The sequence below is a fragment of the Roseofilum sp. SBFL genome (genome assembly GCF_017746885.1).
Taxonomy (GTDB): domain Bacteria; phylum Cyanobacteriota; class Cyanobacteriia; order Cyanobacteriales; family Desertifilaceae; genus Roseofilum.
Genome location: NZ_JAGHZH010000095.1, coordinates 18,405 through 36,225, shown reverse-complemented (window position 1 = coordinate 36,225; position 17,821 = coordinate 18,405). Strand labels below are relative to the sequence as shown.

18 protein-coding genes are annotated in these 17,821 nt (G+C 43.3%); 6 read left to right on the top strand and 12 right to left on the bottom strand.

The window, feature by feature from the left end; all coding sequences use genetic code 11:
- Together J7545_RS10715 and J7545_RS10710 are read left to right on the top strand one after the other, a co-directional pair.
- On the top strand, positions 1-802 hold an 802-nt coding region (locus J7545_RS10715), incomplete at its 5' end, for an RHS repeat-associated core domain-containing protein (RefSeq protein ID WP_318719540.1).
- 6 nt (positions 803-808) lie between these two features.
- Positions 809-1,519 (top strand): ankyrin repeat domain-containing protein, encoded by a 711-nt coding sequence (locus J7545_RS10710; RefSeq protein WP_318719539.1) that lies wholly within the window; start codon positions 809-811, stop codon positions 1,517-1,519.
- A 229-nt stretch (positions 1,520-1,748) separates the two neighbouring features.
- Here J7545_RS10710 and J7545_RS10705 read toward each other — a convergent pair whose 3' ends face one another.
- The 10 genes from J7545_RS10705 to J7545_RS10660 form a co-directional block, all read right to left on the bottom strand.
- Positions 1,749-2,498 (bottom strand): ABC transporter permease, encoded by a 750-nt coding sequence (locus J7545_RS10705; RefSeq protein ID WP_413038696.1) that lies wholly within the window; start codon positions 2,496-2,498, stop codon positions 1,749-1,751.
- 216 nt (positions 2,499-2,714) lie between these two features.
- The gene (locus tag J7545_RS10700) at positions 2,715-4,115 is read right to left on the bottom strand and encodes a hypothetical protein (RefSeq protein ID WP_318699662.1); all 1,401 of its coding nucleotides are present in this window, start codon (positions 4,113-4,115) and stop codon (positions 2,715-2,717) included.
- Positions 4,112-4,438, bottom strand: a complete 327-nt coding sequence (locus J7545_RS10695; RefSeq protein WP_318699663.1) for a hypothetical protein — start codon at positions 4,436-4,438, stop codon at positions 4,112-4,114. The genes J7545_RS10700 and J7545_RS10695 overlap by 4 nt, the downstream gene beginning before the upstream one ends.
- Positions 4,439-4,448: 10 nt before the next feature.
- The gene (locus tag J7545_RS10690; protein WP_318719538.1) at positions 4,449-9,083 is read right to left on the bottom strand and encodes a CHAT domain-containing tetratricopeptide repeat protein; all 4,635 of its coding nucleotides are present in this window, start codon (positions 9,081-9,083) and stop codon (positions 4,449-4,451) included.
- A 27-nt stretch (positions 9,084-9,110) separates the two neighbouring features.
- Complete coding sequence (locus tag J7545_RS10685; protein WP_318699665.1) at positions 9,111-9,515, bottom strand: type II toxin-antitoxin system VapC family toxin; 405 nt, start codon at positions 9,513-9,515, stop codon at positions 9,111-9,113.
- Positions 9,512-9,721, bottom strand: coding sequence for a hypothetical protein (locus J7545_RS10680; RefSeq protein ID WP_318699666.1), 210 nt, complete (start codon positions 9,719-9,721; stop codon positions 9,512-9,514). The genes J7545_RS10685 and J7545_RS10680 overlap by 4 nt, the downstream gene beginning before the upstream one ends.
- Positions 9,722-10,078: 357 nt before the next feature.
- A complete protein-coding gene (locus J7545_RS10675) occupies positions 10,079-10,273 on the bottom strand; it encodes a hypothetical protein (RefSeq protein ID WP_318699667.1) in 195 nt (64 codons plus the stop codon).
- A gap of 164 nt (positions 10,274-10,437) precedes the next feature.
- Positions 10,438-10,653, bottom strand: a complete 216-nt coding sequence (locus J7545_RS10670; protein WP_318699668.1) for a DUF2283 domain-containing protein — start codon at positions 10,651-10,653, stop codon at positions 10,438-10,440.
- Positions 10,641-10,976 carry a DUF4258 domain-containing protein gene (locus J7545_RS10665; RefSeq protein WP_318699669.1) on the bottom strand — a complete coding sequence of 112 codons (336 nt, stop codon included), beginning with the start codon at positions 10,974-10,976 and terminating at the stop codon, positions 10,641-10,643. The genes J7545_RS10670 and J7545_RS10665 overlap by 13 nt, the downstream gene beginning before the upstream one ends.
- Positions 10,977-11,103: 127 nt before the next feature.
- Positions 11,104-12,057, bottom strand: a complete 954-nt coding sequence (locus J7545_RS10660; RefSeq protein ID WP_318699670.1) for a tetratricopeptide repeat protein — start codon at positions 12,055-12,057, stop codon at positions 11,104-11,106.
- A 114-nt stretch (positions 12,058-12,171) separates the two neighbouring features.
- Between J7545_RS10660 and J7545_RS10655 the strand changes: the two genes are divergently transcribed.
- Positions 12,172-12,555, top strand: coding sequence for a nucleotidyltransferase family protein (locus J7545_RS10655; RefSeq protein ID WP_318699671.1), 384 nt, complete (start codon positions 12,172-12,174; stop codon positions 12,553-12,555).
- Positions 12,542-12,871, top strand: coding sequence for a DUF86 domain-containing protein (locus tag J7545_RS10650; RefSeq protein WP_318699672.1), 330 nt, complete (start codon positions 12,542-12,544; stop codon positions 12,869-12,871). The genes J7545_RS10655 and J7545_RS10650 overlap by 14 nt, the downstream gene beginning before the upstream one ends.
- A gap of 124 nt (positions 12,872-12,995) precedes the next feature.
- Here the strand turns inward: J7545_RS10650 and J7545_RS10645 are convergent, their stop codons facing one another.
- Positions 12,996-13,826 carry a carbohydrate ABC transporter permease gene (locus tag J7545_RS10645; protein WP_318699673.1) on the bottom strand — a complete coding sequence of 277 codons (831 nt, stop codon included), beginning with the start codon at positions 13,824-13,826 and terminating at the stop codon, positions 12,996-12,998.
- Positions 13,827-13,859: 33 nt separating this feature from the next.
- Here J7545_RS10645 and trmB point away from each other — a divergent pair, with 33 nt between their 5' ends.
- Both trmB and uvrC read left to right on the top strand, forming a co-directional pair.
- A complete protein-coding gene (gene trmB / locus J7545_RS10640) occupies positions 13,860-14,489 on the top strand; it encodes a tRNA (guanosine(46)-N7)-methyltransferase TrmB (RefSeq protein WP_413038693.1) in 630 nt (209 codons plus the stop codon).
- Positions 14,490-14,536: 47 nt separating this feature from the next.
- Complete coding sequence (gene uvrC, locus J7545_RS10635) at positions 14,537-16,411, top strand: excinuclease ABC subunit UvrC (RefSeq protein WP_318699674.1); 1,875 nt, start codon at positions 14,537-14,539, stop codon at positions 16,409-16,411.
- Positions 16,412-16,503: 92 nt separating this feature from the next.
- Here uvrC and J7545_RS10630 read toward each other — a convergent pair whose 3' ends face one another.
- A complete protein-coding gene (locus tag J7545_RS10630; protein ID WP_318699675.1) occupies positions 16,504-17,802 on the bottom strand; it encodes a homoserine dehydrogenase in 1,299 nt (432 codons plus the stop codon).
- Positions 17,803-17,821 lie beyond the last annotated feature (19 nt).

The following is a 17,821-nucleotide window of genomic DNA, read 5'->3' as shown; positions in this document are numbered from 1 at the left end:
TGATGAGGGGTTGGGGCAGTATTATTTAAGGCAACGCTATTATGATGCAAGTACGGGGAGGTTTACGAGGAGGGATACTTATGAAGGACGTTTGAATGAACCGATTACGCTCAATAAGTATCTTTATGCTAATGGCAATCCGGTTAGTTATGTAGATCCTAGTGGTTTTTATAGTCTAGAAATTGGTTACAAAATTTTTCATGCTGATCTCGTTATTTCCGATGCAAAAGGTGTTAGAGTATATGGTGCTCAGGCTAGCAATTTAGAGTTTTCACCCGATCACTTAGGATTTTTTATCAATTTATCTAATTCTCAAGGAGGATCTGTTGGATTTGGCAATATAGATACCTATGAACGATGTTATCAACCGAATTATCAAAGATGTGATAATTCAAATAAATTTTTCAGTAGAAGTGATTATATTGGATGGCAAACTTTGCGAAATAGTAACAATAATAGTGATATGTTTCCTGAACATCTTGAAAAACAGATACAAAATTCTTTCCGGCGAGTAGAATTATCAGAAACTCCGTACAACTTCCATAGAAAAAATAGTAATGCTGTAGCATTTCAAGTCTTAGAAGAAGTTTTAGGATATAGACCTATACCTAACCGTTTATCTGTGCCAGGTTGGAATAGAAATCCTTATACAGGCTTAACCTCGACAGGTAAAATTGCCATTACAGATAGAGTAACAACAGGGTTTATTGTATCTACATCTTTATTAGCTGCTACTTCTAGCTCTGCATATATAGCTTCAATGTATGCTCAAACTTTACTGCTAGGAAAAGGATTCTTTTGATTTCTTATGAAGGAGTTTATTATTGCACTAATTGCCGGACAAATTATTTCAGATCAAGTGATTTCATCAATCATTTTATTGCTATATATAAATCTTGGAAGCTATGGAGATGAAGATTTCTTTCTAGCTAATATATTTGCCAAGCTTTACAGTTTAGGATTAGGCATTATTTTAGCTCTTATCTTTTTCTTTTTGGTTTTGTCAAAAGTATCAAAAGTTAATCGAAAACAATATAAACGATTGATTCACAGCTTAATTTTAGTTATATTATTAAGCATTTTTTTTAGATTATATTTGAATGAACAAGTTGTACCTGTTCTGGTTAGCACCGCTACTTTTGAGCAGAATATTATCTATCTAAAAATATTAGCAAAAGTTTATAGTGATTTGAATGTAAAAGATATTAATGGCCAAACAGCTTTAATTAAGGCAACCGAGTACAGAAGATTAGATTCAGTTAGAGAACTTATTAAAGCAGGTACAGATTTAAATGTACAAGATGAGCAAGGCTGGACAGCTTTGATGGTAGCTGCTTATGGCACTGGATTTCCTGAGACAGACAATTGTGAACTTACAGAACTACTGATTAAAGCAGGTGCTGATATCAATATTGAAGATAATTGGGGTAACAATGCTTTAACAAATGCATTGAGTGTTGGTAATACTTGCAGTGCAAACTTACTTCAGCAGGAAAAGGATAATCCAACTACAAATTAAGATGAAAAAATTGACTGTACCCTCACTGATGCTCGAGGAAATACCAATCGGTTTGATTACGACTATCGGGAAAATGTCACTAAGGTTATCGATGCTGAGGGGAATGTTACCGAGTACGAGTACGACGGTGCTGGAAATCGCACCCTAGAGCGACGCAAGGATGTGACGCAACCGGATGGCACTCGGAAGGATATTACCCCTCTTTCGGCAGAGTGACAAAAGAGGGGTATTAGTCTTGTTGGGTGGTAAACTGACGAGCGCCAACTAGGGAAAGAGCGATCGCCATAAGCAGCAATGCTGGAATAGAATACCAGGGAAACTGACTGATATCATAGGCAGCCGATCGCAACCCTAACGTAGTATAGGTTAGGGGCAGTAAATAAACAATTCCTTTCAGAATCATGGGCAGGGTAGATGGATCGAAAAATGTCCCCCCTAAAAACGACATGGGAATAATCAGAAAATTATTATAAAGCCCTACTGTTTCTAACGATTTCACCTGTAACCCCACTAATACCCCTAAGCCAGCAAAAACGGCACAGTTAAGGATAATCAGCACTAAAAATAACGGATTTAGAAAGCTCCAAAACTTGCCAGTAAACAGAACTGCGACTAAAATCACAGAACCCGAAGTCATTAACCCGCGTACTACTCCCGCCAGCATTTTACCCAAATATAACGCCAACGGATGAACCGGCATTAACAACATTTCCTCAAAGTTTTTCGTATAGAGACGTTCCCCACAAATGGAAAATACTGTTCCAGCAAAACTAATGGTCATTGAAGAAAGGGCGACCATCCCCGGTAAAATAAACTCTAGATAGCTATCTCCTACAGGGGGAGTCATGGCCCGGTCGAGGGTAGAACCGAGTCCTAGACCAAAAGCGAGAATATAGATTAAGGGAGAGACTAAGCCAGATGCAGCTACAGGTACAAGTCTAACCCGCAAATCTAGCCATTCTCCCCATAAAATAGTCATGCTATCAGCCCAGAGGGTGGGCAGTTCGGAGAGTGAGGGATAACGACGCAATAGGGGATTAAGCAAAGCCACGGCTAGTTATACAGTAAGGGGAACAAGTTCACAATTCTTAATATACCTTAATCCTTACTCCCTGTCGAAACCCTACCTATATCAATCGAAATGAGATTATTTGTTCTTCGGGAACTGTTTTGCTTGGCTCGATTTGAGCAGTTCTCAGTTACGCTGATGTTTAATCCATCTTCGGGCCAATTTCCAAGCACTAAAAGAACAAAGAAAACTCCCGACTAAAGCAATCAGAAAGGGCAGGGGAAATTGCCCTTCTAATTGTTTGGGATTCTGGAAATCCCAGGGTTCAGTCATTAAACCAGAGGTTGAAGCGACGATCGCCCCCGCAGCGATACCCACACCGATCGCCTGAATTTCGTTTTGCAGATCGGTTTCTTGTTTTTGCAGTTGGTTGTTGATTTCCGCTTGTTCGATTTCTACTATGCCACGCATCGTAGAAATACAGTGGCTAAATAAGTCTTGCCCTGGCACGAGATAATTGAGATAGGTCTGAATTTGGTTGAGATATTGATTGACTTGTTTTTCAAAGTCTTGGAAGTTTTTCAGGTCATGTTCTCCTGGAATTTTCTTAAGCACTTGTAAGGATTGTGTGTAGTTGCGTAAGTTGGTTGCGATCGCAGTGTGGTGGTCTTTAATATCCCGAATATGAGTGGCATAAGTAAAGGCTTCGGGATTGGTTTTCACTAAAGCCTTTTTCAGGAACTTTAAGCGTTCTTCCCGATTTTCGGGTAACCCTTTTAATATATTTGCTTGTTGTTCTAGCTCTTGATAAACTTTTCGCGCTTCTTGGTGGCGATCGCCAGCTTGAAAATAACTCAATACTATCTTGCTTCGGGAGCAGAGCAGATTAATCAGAGGGTGATAATATTCACCGCTTTCTTCCAGGTTTTTGGTTTCGGGGTGAGTATTCAACCAAATTAGGACATGGCAGGATTGTTGCGGATCTTTAGCAAAGTTATCATATTCAAAAATAGGACTTCCCAGTAATTTTCCTTGACTCAAATAAGAAGGTTTTAAGCTGGGATCGAGGGGTTGGACGAGAGCATCCAGACAGCGATCGCTCAATTCTTTTAACTGTTCTGAATTCAGATCGGTTTGGGGTTTGGCAAATAAGACGAGAGTTTGTCCTAGGGACGCTTGGATGGAGTTTGCTAGCAGTTTTCCTTCTGGGTTGAGGTTAGTCAGATCCTCAACGGAAATCGGTTTACGATAGTGAAAGGTAAGATCTGCCGCGTAAGTATCGTGGATTTGTAGCCCATAGAGTTCCCCATGACGAGGGTGGGTTCCTTGAGAGGGAAAAGAAAACCGTAAACAGCGTTCAATCTCGTCAGAAAGGAGTTCTTGAAAGACAACTGTTCTTTTGGGTAACGCCAGGAATTGACGAAAGTTAGCAAGGGATAGGATGTGCAAATGCTTTCCCAACTGAGCAAACGTTTCCCAAAGGCGATCGCTATCTTGAGTGCGCTGCTCTTCTCCCGATGTCGCATCATGGGATAAGTGAAAGGCGTATAAACTCAATTTTGCAGACTCGATCGCATCCTCACTCATAGTTTTTCCTTCGCTGGTTTTTGCTGGCGACGGATCGTATTTTGGAGCATTTCTTGGTAAAGTTTAGGGTCAGGAGGCGATGGTGCGTTGCCTTGGCTTCCCGGAGTGCGATCGCCCTCCTTTCGTGCAGACATCGCATCCATTGCGTCGCGTATCGGCGGGCGAGATTTACACCAAGAGGCGATCGCATTGGATATTCCCTTGGTATCGGGCGGCAAACTTGTCCCCAGTTGTTCCAGTTCCTCTTGGCGATCTACAAATAAAGGCCATTGCGTCTCTACCAAGGTGATAAAGTTTTGGATATATTCGTCTCGTGATGACATAATGTTGCTCCTACGCTCCAATCGCACAGAACCCCGCCCAGTAGTAAGGCGAGGCAAAGGGTTTTGACCTTGAATCCATTGTACTCAGCCGACACCGCAACTCATCTTCAGAGAAAGGATCTAATGTTTGCTCACTCCACACCTGCAACGCCTCAACCGTCGCATCTCGCAACCAGATTTGGGCTTCTCGCAGGGCAAGGCGCACAGTTTCACCATTTTTGAGATTTTGGTAGAAGCGAATCATCAGCAAAGCAGTGGATAAATCGTTCACCGCCCACAGGGAACTGACGACATTGGGGGAACCCGCCAGAATAAAACCACTGGGTAAACCGATATATTCATCACTGCTAGAGGTGAAATCAGTAATCCCAGTTTCGCAGGCGGAAAGAGTGACGAGACGGCATTTTGTCAAGTCGAGGCGCAAGATATCCTCCAAAGTGAGGCATTTGTTCAAGTCCAGGAAATTGCCATTTTCCAGAGGCAGGTAACGGGTTTGATCATCCTTCGGTGGCGGTGGCGGAAAGATGCTCTTGGCAAGCAACAGCGCAGATTGCAGGGGATTATTAAAGTTGAAGTAGCCGTGACAGGAGAAATGGTTGCAGTGAGCGGTGTTGAGGTTGAGGGCAGTTTTTTCCGCTTCCTCGTGTTTGAGGATGTGGTGGGGGTTGAAGTAACTTTGAATCGCTTCCACTTCGATATCGGTAAAGTCGAGGTCATTGGTGGGGTTTTGGATGGCAAAGAGTTGGTCAAAGTCGGGGCGTTCGTTGATGCGTTTTTTGGCTTGTTTCAACACTTGGCAGTTGGGCGAATAATTCACGCCCTTGGAGAATAGTTCCTGTAGGGTTTGACGCTCATTCTCTCCTGTGGCAATCGGTAAAGCATGGAGGGGGAACAGGTGCAGAAAGCGGTGAGGGATGAGGATGAGTTTTTGGCAGTTGGGGAATTTGTCCCGTAGGTTTTGCAGGATTTCATCCAGATGCAGGATTTGGGCGAGTTGTTCTAAGCGTTGGGGGAGGTTATGTTGCCATTGGGTTTTGTTGTTGCGGTAGTCGTTGAGGTAGGCGTTGAACCAGTCGATGAGGTTATCTAGGTCTTTCTGAGAGGATGTCCATAGATTGAGGCTGTGCTTAGTCAGGGTGAAGGTAAGGAATTTATCATCCAGGACATACCATTCTAGGATGACGGTTTCATTGTCCAGTAGAGATTGAATATCCGAGAATTTCAACGGTTTATAGGGATATTTGGCTTGGAATTCTTCCCGCAGTTGTCTGATGTGGGTATAGTCGGGATTGGGGTCTTGTTTGAGGCGACGGTCTTCTTCAGAAATAGCTTGGCGGAGTTGTTGCAACCGTTGGCGGACTTCGGCAGGGATTTCTGCCCCTGGGTATGCGTCACGGGTGGCGATGAGTTCAGTTAGGTTGCGGGCTTTGCTGCGGTCTACATATTGAATCGCATCTGCGTCTCTGCCCAATTCTAGGCAGACTTCCACCATACCGAAATAGAGTCTAGTCCATTCCTCATTCAGCTTGCGTTGTGCTTCATCCCCAGAAGTTATTTCACCTCGAAGGTATTCGACAGTATCGAGTGCTTGTTCAAAGGCTTTGTAGGCATTTGCCAGAGCAATTTGTTTCTTGGCAGAGTTGCTAGTGTAGTTTTGAGATTGGGCTTGGTAGGCAAAACCTAGATCGTTGAGAGTTCCCAAGTGTTGTCGTGGAAAAGCGTTGCGTGTTGATACTTCTAAAGATGCTTGGTAGGCTGCAATAGCTTGTTCGAGGTTATGCGCTCGATCTCCTTTGATCCGATAATGATAAGTAGTTCCTAAATTATTTTGAGTTGTTGCCCATTGTTCGGGAAAAGCCTCACGGGTATAAACTTTTAATGCGAGTTCATAGGCAGCGATCGCTTTTTCCTGGTTATCGGCCCGTTCCCCTTTGATACGGTCTGAGTAGGCAGCAGCCAGATTATTTTTAGTCCCCGCCCAATCCGCAGGAAACGCCTCACGGGTTCTAACTTCTAATGCGAGTTGATAGGCAGCAATGGCTTCTTCTAGATTATCTGCTCGCTCTCCCCTAATGCGATAATAGTAGGCACTCCCTAAATCATTTTGAGTCATTGCCCATTGTTGGGGATAAACATTACGATTATAAATTTCTAATGCAGATTGAAATACGATAATAGCGTCTTCTTTATTTTTCCATTCTTGTCCTATAATTCGTTTAGCATAAGCATTGCCTAAGTTATGTTTGATTCCTGCCCAATCTTGAGGGAATTGTTCACGGTTTAAAATTTCCAAAGCAGCGTTGTAAGCAGTAAGAGCTTTTTCGAGGTTTTCAGCTTTATCTTCTCTAATTCTGTCAGAATATAAAGCCCCTAAGTTTATTTGTGTCCTTGCCCAACTTTGGGAAAATTCTTCACGGGTATAGACTGATAAAGCGCATTGATAAGCAGCAAGAGCTTGTTCTAGATTATCTGCTCGAACTCCTCTAATACGATAATAGTAGGAAACTCCCAGTTTATATTTACTCGATGCCCAATCTTGGGGATGATCATTCCGATTATAAACTTGTAAAGCAGATTCGTAACAAAATATCGCTTGTTCGATATCCTCCCATCGCTGCCATTCAATACTTTTTAGATAGGCATTACCCATATTATATTGAGTTGCAGCCCATTTTTTTGGAGCTGCTTCACGATTACAAATTTCTAAAACATTCTTATAATAAGAAATAGCTAGAGCTTGGCCCTCTTGAGACTCTAAGAAAAAAATGGGATCAGAATAAGAAATATTTACCTTCTGTGTAGCCCGTTCGTAGGCAATCGCCTGTTCTAAATTTTTAGCTTTTTCTCCTAATACTCGATTTCGATAAATCATTCCTAGATTCTTGTAGATTCTGATCCATTCTTGGTAAAAATCTTCACGGGTATAGACTTCTAATACTGCTTCATAGTAGCTAATAGCCGTTTCCAAATTCTCCGCTTTATTTCCTAAAATACGATCGCAGTAAGCATTACCCAGAGTATTCTGAGTCATTGCCCAATCTTTAGGAAAATCCACACGAGTGTAACGGCTTAAATTCTCTGTATAAATTTCAATCGCTTTCTCAATACTCTCAGCCTTTCCTAGTGGCAAATTATAGTAATAGAGATTGCCTAAATAATGAGACGAACTAGCCGCCCATTTAATATCCTTCACGTCTTGATAAAGATTTATGGCTTGCTCATAATTATCAATGGCTTTGGGAAATTGCTGTAATCTACCATAACTTTTACCCAGCATATAATGAGCATTCCCTTGTTTATATGTCTCCCCCAAGTCTCTCGCTAACTGGAGGTCTAACTCAAAATATTCAATGGCATTTCCCCATTGCTTTAGGTTATCATACAGATTGCCAATATTATATAAACACGACTGTTCTGCTGTCCGATCGCCATCTTGCCTGAATAACTCTAACCAATGTTTCAGACAGTCGATCGCCTGCTCATCCTGTCCCAACTCTCGGTGCAACTTCACCAAATAGTCTAACCCAGAGAGTAACCACGTTTTAATCCCTAACTCACCATACAACTCAACCGCTTGCTGATAGGCTGAAATCGCGGATTCTTTTTGGTCTAAATTGCTATAACATTGCCCCAGCATATAACGACTATTGGCAATTCTAGCAGATTTTTCCCCATCGTCCTCCAAACTTTCTGCCTTCTGCAAAGCTGCCTCAAAACCAGACAAAGCTTCCTGATACTGCTGGCGATTAAACTGTAATGATGCCAGATTGTAGAGACAACCTTGCACGGCAATTGGCTCTTCTATTTCCTCAAATAAAGCTAACTGAACCTGATAATACTTAAAAGTGCTATCGAATTGATCGCAACGTTGAGAAATATCAATTAACCAAACCAACGTTTCTTGTTGGGCAGCGCGATCGCCCAACTCTTGCGCTACCACTAAACGGCGGTCAAAATACTCTAAACTCTGCTCTAACTGCCCCAATTCCCGATAACTACAGCCTAACCAAGCTAAGGCCAAACTTTTGCGGCGATCGTCTGGCAAAGCCTCGGCAATTCCCAGCATTTGCGAATAAGAAACAACCGCCTCTTGGAGCGCATGATTATTATATTGAATTCTACCTATATTAGCTAAAACGTCTCCTTTTAAACCCGCATCTTTCCAAGCCTCCGCCACTTGAAGCTGCCACGCCAAAAGCCTATTTAACTTCTCAGAATCTTTAGCGTTAACATATAGGTCAACGGCTTGATTCACCTGCTGCCAAACCTGAGAACAAAACTCATCTTGACTAAACAATCGCCATAACCAATATGCCTGACAAAAAGCCTCTACTGCTGACCAAATATCCCCCCTTCTTTGTTGCGTAAATCCCAGATAATATTGCGCCACCGCTTCCTGCCATTGCTGCCCCAACTCCCGCGCCAAATTGAGATACTCCGTCAGCGTCACCAGCGCTTCCTGCCATTGTTGCCCCTGATAATAAGCCACCCCCAACTTGCCCAAAACCTCGCATTCCGCAGAGCGAGGATCTGCCGCAGATTCTGGAGTGCGATCGCCCCCTTTTTCCCTAACTTGAATTAACTCATGCTGTAGGGCATAAATTTGTTCCTGGGGAGTTAGTTCTTCAGGATTTGAGTCACTCATAAAAAAATTCAAAAAACACCGCTTAACTTAGGGACTGATGAGGAGAAGTTCCGGGAAATAGGTTTGGTAACGGGTAGCATCACGAGTGAGTAGGGTGTACCGACACACGAACCCATGAGCGCCAATATAAAAATCCGGCAAAGGCGATCGCCTTACCCCACCCCTACGACGATATTGCAAAAAGGCTTGACCGGCTAAAAATGCCGCCTCATAAGGTAATCCGTCTCTCTGAAAAAAGCGAGAAGATAATACTGATTCCACTTCCGTTACATCTTGAAAACCAATGGATACTTCTGCATAAATAATAGGGTTGATATGCAGTGTTCCGGTTTGGGCATAATCGGTCAGTTGCGCTGCTGACCAGTCAAACCAATGGGGATCTTCCGTTAATACATCCAGAATCACATTGCTATCGACGAGGAAATTTGTCATGCCTCACCCCGCGTTAAATTCAGAATCTCATCAGTGGTCATCTCCCCTGTGGCTTTTCCCCGCAGACTGGCGATTAAAGTTGCTCCTTTGGGCGAGGTGTTTTGATACCGCCAAGCTAAAAAGTCTAAGAATATTTTTGCTTCTTCCAGGGCAGGTTGGGGTAGAGTCCGAAGGATAGCTAAGATTTCAGTTTCCGTGGTTAGCATGATGCATTTCAGGATAGTACCCCCATTTTACTCCATCCCTTTAACCCAGAAACCGGGTTTCTGCCCAAGTTTTTCGCTCTTATCTCATACCAAATCCGGGTAGTACAGGTAGAGATGGATAGCAAGAAAATTGGGATTAGAACAGCATCTGTTTATTTTCTATACTATTCGGATTTGGGATCAGAGCTGATTCCCGAAGTCGCGGAAAGTGCCTAACAGCAAGAGGTTCACTAAAATAGTAAATTCTGACCAATCCAGGCTCAAACCATTGATATATAAGGATTATAGCCTTCTGAAGATTGCCTTTAGGAATCAGCTCTCAAGTTCTCGTAGAAACCCGGTTTCTTGATCGCTTGTCTAAAGACTTCTGATTTTCCGTAAATCCTGCAAAAACTCCTCCCGCGTAACTGACTCTAAAATTTCACACCGTTCTTCAGTATAGTTCCCCTGTCCCCATCCCATTTGTTGCAAAAAGCGAATGACATCAGTCTGCCCCAAATGACTCACTAAAATATGATAGCCTTTTTCTCTTAATTCCACTGGTGTCATCATCTTCTCCTCCTTTTTCTTCAGACTACAAAACACTCACCAACCACTAGCGGCAACAATTTCATCAGAAATAATTAAACTCATGGTGTTATATCAATTAACAAGTTTCATGTAGGCGACAGCCGAAACAACTGGTATTGGTTAGAGGGCAGTTTTCAAACCAGCAGCTAATTAACCGTAATTGCCTCAAAATCAACTTGAGTTCTACCAGCATCACCTCTAACAAAGTTCAACTTTTCAAACCCAATAACTCGACCCTCTCTATTCTTCATCAAAATTACTTCATCTCCCGTTTCTTCTACTTCATACTCATCTTCTGGTTCATCGAACCAAACCACTAACGTATTGCCAATAGTGTCATGAAAAACTTTTACTTTGGCCATATCTTTTCTCCTTCTTTAATTGAACTGGTACGATAAGCCGTAATCAAAAATCCATTATCATTTAATCGTTTAGTGACTGCACAGACCCATCTTCTATCCCCATCAGTTCTATAAAATAAATAAACTTGGGAATCACTCTTACTCAAATGAATGACATCAGGATGAGTCAATGTTTCTTTCACATCTTCTAACCTTCCCTCCATGATCGGATGCTTAATCGTAGTAATCAATTCCCAGTAACTCGCTGTTGTTTGAACTTGAAAGCCAATCGGAGTATCAACTATAAACAAAAATTGCTCATCCACAGGAGGATTATCGCTCATCGTCACTTCCCCCCGATCTTATCCAAAATTGTCCTAGAAACCCAGTTTTTTGGCCCACGTTTGTCTTCTCTATCTACTGCTGAACAACGACCAAGATCCATTTTTAATTTTTAATTTTTAATTAATACTACTTCTGCTCTAAATCTGTAATCACCTTTTCCAGATACCATTCTTGGGCCATTCCTGGATAGTTTTGTTTGGCTTTATCGATCAGCCGTTGGGCAATTTCCCAATGTCCTCCTACTAAACGCAATAATCGTTGACGTAGGAGGGATTCGAGTTGAATCGTGTTGGTTTGGGGGACGGCTTTTTGCAGTTTCTTCAACTGGGCGATCGCCTGATTATAGTCTGACCATTTTTCTTGTTCGCAAAACTTACTCGCTGCTCGTTGATAGTCGGCAATGGCTTCACCCATTTCTTCTAAGCAAACATGGACAAGTCCTCGGCTATAATAGGCTGTGCCATTATTGGGATCGGTTTTTAAGATCCAATTGAGTTCTTCTTTGGCTTCTTGGGGTTTTCCTTGTTGCGCTTTGTCGATTAGGTTTTGATAAAAGTTAGATTGGGTGACTAAAGGTAGGGATGGTGCGGTAGGTTTTGGGGAGTTGTCTTTGGGTTGGAGTTGCTGCATGAGAGCAAGACAACGACTGGCGTTTTCTTTGTCTTTTTGGTCTAAATAAAGATGGGCAGCTTGTTTAAAGTTGGCGATCGCACTTTGAAGGTTACCCCGTTTGCGCTCAACCGTCCCTCGCAGTTGATATGCAGCAGCAAAATCAGGTTTGAGCTGAATTACCCAATTGATGTCTTCCAGGGTTCCGGGGAGGTTTTTGAGGCTAATGCGGGCAAGGGCGCGGGCATAGTAAGCTTGACTATGGTAGCGATCGCGCTCTAGAGCTTGGCTATAATCGGAGATAGCAGGGTGAATTTTTCCAGAGTCAAAGTAGGCTAAACCTCTTTGGTAGTAAGGATCTGCCCAATCTGAATTGAGGGCGATCGCTTCATTGAAAAGGGCGATCGCTCCCTCAAAATCCTTTTGATTTGCCTTTTCTATCCCGTCTTGATATAACTGCTGTTCAATCACGACTGTTTTATAAAATCACAAAAAACCAAAACCAATTGATGGGACTTCAACCCAATTAGATATAAATATTTTAACCCTTAAATCGTAAAAATGCAAAACTAAAACCTAGAAATCATGACCCGGCCACAGGAAACTCAAACTCAGACCCAACCGCAATTATCTCTCGACTTGATTTATCAGCGTCTCAATGCGACACCAGAGGACATAGAAGCATTCTGTCAAAAGTGGCAGCTTGTCGAATTTGCTCTATTTGGCTCAATTTTGCGAGAAGATTTCCGGAAAACTGGCAGCGATCCGAGCGATGTTGATGTATTATTTACTTATGGAGAAACTGCTCGCCAAAATCTCCTTTTACTTGTCCGCATGAAATATGAGTTAGAAGATTTATTTCATCGTCCAGTTGATTTGGTTTGTAAAACGGCTCTTTTAGACGATCCTAATTATATTCGTGTTGGTAATATATTACGTTCTTTTCAGGTGATTTATGCAACGAGATAAAGAGTACATTTTAGATATTCTCGAAGCTGCGCGCAAGATTTGTCATTATACAGATGGAGTGACATTTAAAGAGTTTTGTGCTAATGAAGAAAAGCAAGATGCGGTAATTCGTCGTATTACTATTATTGGTGAAGCAACCAAGCGCTTATCTGCTGAATTTAGACAAAATTATCCACAAATTGAATGGCAAGAAGTGGCCGGTATGCGCGATGTTGTTGTTCATGATTACAATAGGGTTAATGTCCGCATGGTTTGGGATGTAGTACAACAGGATATCCCACAATTAATGAGTGTTTTAACATCACTCGAAGAGTAGGTATAGTACACGGGTTCAGGAAAACCTGGGTGTGAGGACGAAAATATTGGTGTTTCATGTCGCGCAGCGAAACCCGCCTCTACTTTTTCCCTGTCCAGCCGACGATGATTTGGAGATCGCTCACCTAACCTTTCAAACCACTGCTAGCATCCGTAGACATAATATATCGTTGCACGAACATAAAAAGGAGTAAAATTGGTAAAATCGAAATCATCGATCCCGCCGCAATTAAACGCCAATCTAGGGAAAATGTTCCTGCTAACCGTTGCACCCCCAAGGGAAGGGTAAACATTTCCGGTTGGTCTAAAATAATTAGAGGCCATAAAAAATCACTCCACGCTCCAATAAACACAAAAATCGCTAGAGTGACTAAAGCTGGGCGAATGGCAGGCAACATTACACACCACCAAATTTCCCATTCTGAGCAGCCATCCATATGTGCTGCTTCTTCTAATTCTTTCGGTACACCTTGAAACGCTTGTCGTAATAAGAAAATCCCGAATGCAGAAGCTAATGACGGCAACATCACACCTAAATACGTGTTTCTCAACCCCAATTGTACCATTAAAATATAGAGAGGAATCATTACAATTTGAAAGGGAATTAAAATCGTGGCCACAATCAGGCTAAAAATCAGTTGCCGTCCCTGAAAATTGAGTCTTGCCAAAGGATAAGCTGCCAGGGAACAAAAGAGTAAATTCAGTGCCACTGTCAAAGCAGAAATCCAGAAACTATTGAATAAGTAGCGGTCAAAGGGGTGCGTTTTCCAGACCTCAATAAAATTGCTCAGTGTTGGCTGTTCTGGAATCAGTTGGGGCGGGAATTGAAAAATATTTTCACCCGCTGATTTTAGAGATGTGCTGGCTAACCACAGTAGCGGCAAGAGCATCATAAATGCTATAATAATCAATACCATATAGGTTCCTAGAGTGGGCCAGAATTTGGTCTTATGCATAGGAGTTAGGAGAGAATAAAAGGGGGTTAAAATTTGGCACGAGTGCGTGTGCGTCAGCATGTTAATCCATTAAGCCGCAAATTTCAAGAGCCGGTCGGGATTCCCAATTGGTCAGAAATTTATCCCCATTTACAGTATCCTCTCCATCTCGATATTGGTTGTGGACGGGGGCGCTTTTTGTGGGAAATAGCGCAACAGAGAGGGGACTGGAACTTCCTAGGGCTAGAAATTCGGGAACCTCTAGTGACAGAAGCGAATGAATGGCGCGATCGCCAGAATTTAACGAATCTCCATTATCTTTTTTGTAATGTCAATATATCCCTAAAAGATATCCTCACGTCTCTACCCGAAAATACTCTACATTATGCGAGCATCCAATTTCCCGATCCTTGGTTTAAGCATCGACATCAAAAACGGCGCGTGGTTCAGGATGAAGTGGTCGATATTCTCTCTCAGTTTATGAGTTCTGGGGGTCAGGTTTTTCTGCAATCTGATGTGGAAGATGTGGCATTACAGATGCGAAGTTTATTCGATCGGCACGCTGACTTTAGCCGTTCCCATGACTGGTTAGAGGAGAATCCTTTACCCGTACAAACGGAGCGAGAAATTGCGACCTATGCCAAAGGTGAGCCGGTTTATCGGGTGATGTTTGAGCGGTTGTGAGGAGTAAGAAGCCTGGTTTCTGGCTCCCAGTGTTTCCTAAGTTTATTATGACCAATAAGAACAACTCAGAGTTGCTCTGTGAAAATCCAGAGCGCCAACAGCAGTATTTACAAGAAATCCCCAAACTACCTGGGGTTTACTTAATGAAAGATGCGGGGAACTCGATTTTATATATCGGTAAATCGAAACAATTAAGAACCCGCGTTCGCTCCTACTTTCGCGATTTTACCAGCCATAATGCTCGCATTGCCTTAATGGTACGGAAAATCAGTGATATTGAATGGATTATTACGGATACAGAAGCGGAAGCGCTGGCTCTAGAATCGACGCTGATTAAGCGTCATCAACCGCGATTTAATGTTCTGCTTAAGGATGATAAAAAGTATCCCTATGTCTGTATTACTTGGTCGGATAACTATCCCCATATTTTTATTACCCGCAAGCGCAAAGCCAGAAAACCGAAAGATAAATACTATGGCCCCTATGTGGATGGGGGACAATTGCGGCAAACATTGGATTTAATTAAGCGAATTTTTCCCCAACGCCAGCGACCGAAACCGCTTTATAAAGACCGAACTTGCCTTAATTATGATATAGGGCGCTGTCCGGGAGTTTGTCAACAATTGGTTGAGGTGGGAGATTATCGGCAAATGATGCAAAAAATTGCCATGATTTTTCAAGGGAGAACGGCTGAGTTGGTGGAGGAATTGAGGCAGCAAATGCAGGAAGCGTCAGAGGCTCTCAATTTTGAATTGGCGGCTCAATTGCGAGATCAAATTCAAGGGTTGCAAGCGCTAAATGCGAGTCAAAAGGTCGATTTATCAGACGATCGCGTTTCACGGGATGCGATCGCCCTTACAGAGGACGCAGAACGCTGCTGTATTCAGTTGTTCCAAATTCGGGGCGGTAAATTAGTGGGTCGGTTGGGGTTCTTTGCCCAATCTGGAGAACCGGGGGCAATTTTGCAACGGGTTTTGGAGGAGCATTACCAAAGTGCTGAACCCCTGGAAATTCCGACGGAAATTTTAGTGCAACACCCTTTACAAGATGCCGAGTTTCTGCTAGAATTTCTGCACAATCACAAAGGTAAGAAGGTTACGATTCATGTTCCGCAACGGCAAAGTAAGGCAGAACTGATTGATTTAGTTTATCGCAATGCCCAAGCCGAGCTAAAACGGATGCAAAAATTTGGCGATCGCGTCCAACAAAGTCTCACTGATTTAGCTGCCATCCTCAACTTACCCGAACTTCCCCGACGCATCGAAGGTTACGATATTTCCCATCTGCAAGGGTCAAATGCGGTGGGGTCTCAGGTGGTCTTTATTAATGGGATGCCAGCGAAACAATATTATCGCCATTATAAGATCAAAAATCCAGCAGTTCAACCCGGTCATTCCGATGATTTTGCCTCCCTTGCAGAAGTCATTAACCGTCGATTTCGCCCCTTTCTAGACAATACCCAACTTCCCCGTCAAGGAAACCCAGATTTTCCCGATTTACTGCTCATTGATGGAGGAAAAGGTCAGTTATCTGCGGTGATTTCTGTCCTCTCTCAGTTAGAACTGTTACAAGATTTGCGAGTAATTAGTTTAGCCAAACAGGAGGAAGAAATCTTTCAACCGGGCGATCCGGTTCCCCTTCCCACCGATCGCGATCAACCCGGTGTGCAGTTACTGCGTCGGGTTCGAGATGAGTCCCATCGCTTTGCCGTAAGCTTCCACCGTCAACAACGGGGCGATCGCCTCCTCAGTTCCCGTTTAGATGGAATCCCTGGATTAGGGTATGAGCGACAGAAGCAATTATACAAACATTTTCCGTCTTTAGATGCGATCGCCCAAGCCAGCACCAAACAACTCCAACAAGTCCCCGGAATCGGCCCTAATTTAGCACAGAATATTTACGATCATTTTCACAAACAATAGAGGCAATATCGCACTTCGCGCTGTAGTAGGAGAATGGAGGGAGTAAACAACAGACTCAATCTAGCTATTCCCTATTCCCTATTCCCTAGCACTTATAAAACCCGAATAACACTCGGTACCGTGTCAATCTCCTCCAAATCTTCGACTTCTGCTAAGGCTTCTCTAAAATTGCCTTCACGGGTTTCATGGGTAACAATCACAATTTCCGCTAAATCTTCCCTGAATCCAATTTGTACCACAGACTCTAAACTCACCCCATGCTCGCCGAAAATCATACCCAGATGACCAATGACTTTGGGACGATCTTTGGCAATTAAGCGGATATAAAAGCGACTCTCTAATTCCTCAACTGGAGTGAGGGTGCAATAGTGCTGATGGGTGCAACTGAGCAGAGGATGCGGAATGGGTTCAGTTTCCGTTTTCAGGATAGCCGCAATATTAATCATATCGGATGTAACCGCGCTAGCTGTTGGCCCTGCTCCTGCTCCTTGGCCGTAGAACATCACCGGCCCGATGGGGTCTCCTTCAACTAAAATGGCGTTAAATACGCCATTGATACTGGCAAGGGGATGGGTTAGGGGAACGAGGGTGGGATGGACGCGAATTTGGAGATGATCGATCGCATCTGGGGACGGATCTCGACGGGCGATCGCCAAAAGTTTAATCCGAAATCCCAGTTTTTCCGCATAACTAATATCGGCTGCACTAATCGAACGAATGCCTTCACAATGTACTTCTTCCCGTTTTACTCGACCGCCAAAGGCTAGAGCCGCTAAAATGGCAATCTTATCCGCCGCATCCCAACCATCCACATCCGCCGTGGGATCGGCTTCCGCATAGCCTAAACTCTGGGCATCCGCCAGAACCTCTCCAAAGTCCGATCCTTCCTGCTGCATCCGGGACAAAATATAATTAGTCGTACCATTAATAATACCAATCACGGATTGAATTCGGTTCACGCCCAAGGCTTGCTTCAGGGGATTAATCACCGGAATCCCGCCGCCCACAGCCGCTTCCAGCATCACGTACACGCCCGCCGCATTCGCTGCATCATAAATTTCATCACCATATCGGGAAATCACGGCTTTATTAGCGGTCACCACATGCTTTCCATGGGCGATCGCCTGAAGAATGAGCGATCGCGCCGGTTCTAAACCGCCGATTAATTCCACCACAATATCCACCGCTTCATCAGAGACAATGGCTTCGAGATCGGTTGTGAGCAACTCATCTGGCAGTTTCACCGCTCTGGGTTTATTCAGATCTCGAACACCAACCCGATACAGGTTTAGGTCACCTAAGAGGGGATGCCGTCCTTCCGGGTTCAGTAAAATATCAACCGTTCCTGCTCCTACGGTTCCTAAGCCTAGCAAGCCAATGTTATATGCCACAGTACCAATCTTGAAAACA

Coding starts and splice junctions, on each gene's coding strand:
- J7545_RS10710 (WP_318719539.1), top strand. CDS start 809: ATGAAGGAGTTTATTATTGCACTAATTGCCGGACAAATTATTTCAGAT.
- J7545_RS10705 (WP_413038696.1), bottom strand. CDS start 2,498: ATGACTATTTTATGGGGAGAATGGCTAGATTTGCGGGTTAGACTTGTA.
- J7545_RS10700 (WP_318699662.1), bottom strand. CDS start 4,115: ATGAGTGAGGATGCGATCGAGTCTGCAAAATTGAGTTTATACGCCTTT.
- J7545_RS10695 (WP_318699663.1), bottom strand. CDS start 4,438: ATGTCATCACGAGACGAATATATCCAAAACTTTATCACCTTGGTAGAG.
- J7545_RS10690 (WP_318719538.1), bottom strand. CDS start 9,083: ATGAGTGACTCAAATCCTGAAGAACTAACTCCCCAGGAACAAATTTAT.
- J7545_RS10685 (WP_318699665.1), bottom strand. CDS start 9,515: ATGACAAATTTCCTCGTCGATAGCAATGTGATTCTGGATGTATTAACG.
- J7545_RS10680 (WP_318699666.1), bottom strand. CDS start 9,721: ATGCTAACCACGGAAACTGAAATCTTAGCTATCCTTCGGACTCTACCC.
- J7545_RS10675 (WP_318699667.1), bottom strand. CDS start 10,273: ATGATGACACCAGTGGAATTAAGAGAAAAAGGCTATCATATTTTAGTG.
- J7545_RS10670 (WP_318699668.1), bottom strand. CDS start 10,653: ATGGCCAAAGTAAAAGTTTTTCATGACACTATTGGCAATACGTTAGTG.
- J7545_RS10665 (WP_318699669.1), bottom strand. CDS start 10,976: ATGAGCGATAATCCTCCTGTGGATGAGCAATTTTTGTTTATAGTTGAT.
- J7545_RS10655 (WP_318699671.1), top strand. CDS start 12,172: ATGACCCGGCCACAGGAAACTCAAACTCAGACCCAACCGCAATTATCT.
- J7545_RS10650 (WP_318699672.1), top strand. CDS start 12,542: ATGCAACGAGATAAAGAGTACATTTTAGATATTCTCGAAGCTGCGCGC.
- J7545_RS10645 (WP_318699673.1), bottom strand. CDS start 13,826: ATGCATAAGACCAAATTCTGGCCCACTCTAGGAACCTATATGGTATTG.
- uvrC (WP_318699674.1), top strand. CDS start 14,537: ATGACCAATAAGAACAACTCAGAGTTGCTCTGTGAAAATCCAGAGCGC.